We start from the raw sequence: 2785 nt of genomic DNA on the forward strand, positions 1-2785 counted from the left end.
GGCCGACACCTCGTCCGCAGCTGGCGGGACCACGCCGGTGGTCGGAGCCGCCGCGGCTGCGTCCTGCGCTGTGATGGCAGATCCGATGCTCTGCAAGTTTCCGGCTGCGGCCGTCAGATGCTCTGGCTGCGCATTGACAAACGACACCAGGCACTCCCTTCACAGCAGCACACACCCGTCACTGGTTAGAGACGTTAACTAGCCAAGATGGGCTGCCGACATGCTCTAGCTATGCGTCGGCTATGAATGGCGTGACGCAGCGCGATACGCCGAACGCAAAACGGCGCGGCTCTCCCAAAGTGGGGAGAACCGCGCCGTTAGGCGGGTTACCGCCGCAGTTCGGTGGCCGCGACCTGCACGAACACGCCGGTGTCCTCGGCCATCAGTAGGCCACGACCGCGGGGCAGCGGGCCGCCCTTCATCTTGCCGCGGATGAAGCCCTCGTCGGGGTCGGCGTCCATCACCAGCAGCGGGGCGTTGGCCTGCGCCAGTGCCCGCAGCATCGGGTCGCTGCCAGCCGAAGACCAGCCACCGAAGGTACGGGTGACGATCACGTGCAAGCCGACATCGGCTGCCCGCGTCACCCACGGCGCGGCCTTGTGCAGCGGTGAATCGAAGCCAGGCGGCAGCTGCTGCACGTCGTCGATGATCAGGAAGATCTCCGGCCCACTCCACCATGCCCGCGACAGCAGCTCTTCGGCCGACAATCCCGGCGGTGGCTCGCGCCGGGTCAACACGGCACCCAGCTCTTCCATCATGGCCGCGACACCGTCGAGGTTGTAGGCGAACTTCTCGACGTAGTCGGTGCCCAGCGTGGTCAGCAGCTGACGGCGCGGGTCCACCAGCCACACCTGAGCCGAGGGTCGCGAAGTCGGAGGCGCAATGCTGGCTCCCGGCTCGTACACCCGACCGATCTCGGCCATGATCGTGGCCAGCGTCGTGGTGCGACCACACTCGCGCCGGCCCGTCACCATCAGGTGGGCGTTCTCGGCGAAGTTGAGGTACACCGGCTGCAGGTCCAATTCGTTGATGGCCCAAGCGATTCCACCGGCCCCGACGTTTTGGCGCCGATCGGCCGCGGCCAGCGCCTGCACCTGCTCCAGCCCGAACTTGGCGGGCAGCCGGCGCACCGGCGGAGCGTGGCCAGCCGCCACTCGGCTGACCGCCGCGGCGACGTTGTCGGACTCGAACACGTTGTCCGGCGTGCTCGCCAGCGCAGGACGGGCCACCAGCGTGTGCAGACCCGATTGCGGATCGCTGTCCAGCCGTACGTAATTCACCGCGACCATGCCGCGGCCCGGCTTGACGGGAACGTCCTTAGCGAACCGCGAGCGCACCAGCTTCGCGTCTTCGACTGCGGCCAGCCGCAGCTCGATCCGGGAGCCGAAACCGCTACGCACCGGCGGGCGCAGCTCGGACTCGCGATCGGCCGTGACCACTACATGCACCCCGAACGACGGGCCCTGGTTGATGATCTGGTTGACCTGCTCGATCAGCACCTCGTTCTCTTCGGCCAGCGCCCGGTAGTTGTCGATCACCAGGTACACGTCGCCGAAGCCGTCGTTGGGCACGCTGCCGGCCTCCCCGCCGAACTTGCGCCGCCGGAAGACGTCCATCGAGGGCACGTCGTACTCGAGGAAGGTGCGCTTGCGCTCACGCAGCAGCGCCAACAACTCCGCCACCGTGCGGCGCACGCCGTAGGGGTCGGTCGGGCCGACCACCTCGCCGACGTGCGGTAGTCCCGCCACCGTCGTCAGCGCGGTGCTGCTGTAGCCCAGCACATAGAACTGGACCTGCTCGGGGGTATGGGTCAGCGCCGCCGACGTGATCAGCGTCTGCAACGCGGTGGTCTTGCCCGAGCCACCCGCACCGAGGATCAGCACGTTGGAACCAGGCCCGGAGGTGTCCACCGTCCACGGCGGCTGGTCGTGCTTGAACGGCCGGTCGATGATCCCGATGGGGAAGACCAAGTTCCTTGCCGTGCCGTATTCCTCCTGCCACGGCCGACCGAGGAACCGGTTCACCAGGTTTTCGATCGACACCGGCACGTCGAGCGGCGGTTGCCACAACCGGTAGGGCTCGAAATCGATCCGGCGCAGCTGATCGATGATCACCGTGCCGACCCTCGGCGTACGGATTGCCTCTTCCTCTTCCTCTTCGGGCTCGTCGGCTATGTCGGCGCCCAAAGCCTCACCGTTCCCGCCGAGGATCTCACCGTTGGTCAGCGTGTTGAAGTCGTCCGGACCGCTGACACTGACCTCGATAGGCGTGAAGCCGGTGGTAAACAGTTGCGGCCGAATGTAATCCACCGAATGCGTCAGTGCCGCCGGACCATCGTCGTCGAGCGAAACGCCGCGGCGGTAGTCGCGCCACAGGAACTCCGCCTGGAACCGGACGATCTCCTCGAGGCTCTTGCGGAAGTAGCCCAGACCGGCCTGAGCAGGCAGGTTCACCGCGTTCGGCACCCCGGCCGCCTGTGCCGCACCGGCGGTACGTGCCTTCAGCACCAACCGGTAACCCATGTTCTCCATGAGCTTTTCGGCACGGCTCTCGATGGTCTGCGAGGCCATCATCAAGTGAATCCAGTAGGCACGACCCTGGCGGCCGATCGAGTCCAGCACGTCGACCGCGGTCGGCATGATCCGGAACCATTCGTAGAACTCGTCGATGACCACCACCAGCATCGGCAGCGGCGGAATGTCCTGACCGCGTGCGCGCATCCGGCCGCGCATCTCGTTGTACTCCTTGGCGTCATCGACACCGGCGTTGTCGCACACCGCTTTGC

At 66.6% G+C, this 2785-nt stretch carries 2 protein-coding genes; both read right to left on the reverse strand.

Going from position 1 to position 2785, the window contains the following annotated elements; translation table 11 throughout:
* Positions 1-147: PE family protein (locus WBF82_RS16790; RefSeq protein WP_424384102.1), on the reverse strand; the 147-nt coding region annotated here is incomplete at its 3' end.
* Between the two features lie 179 nt (positions 148-326).
* A partial coding sequence (gene eccCb / locus WBF82_RS16795) for a type VII secretion protein EccCb (RefSeq protein ID WP_424384101.1) occupies positions 327-2785 on the reverse strand: 2459 nt, incomplete at its 5' end.

This window comes from Mycobacterium sp., assembly GCF_049673265.1.
GTDB lineage: Bacteria > Actinomycetota > Actinomycetes > Mycobacteriales > Mycobacteriaceae > Mycobacterium.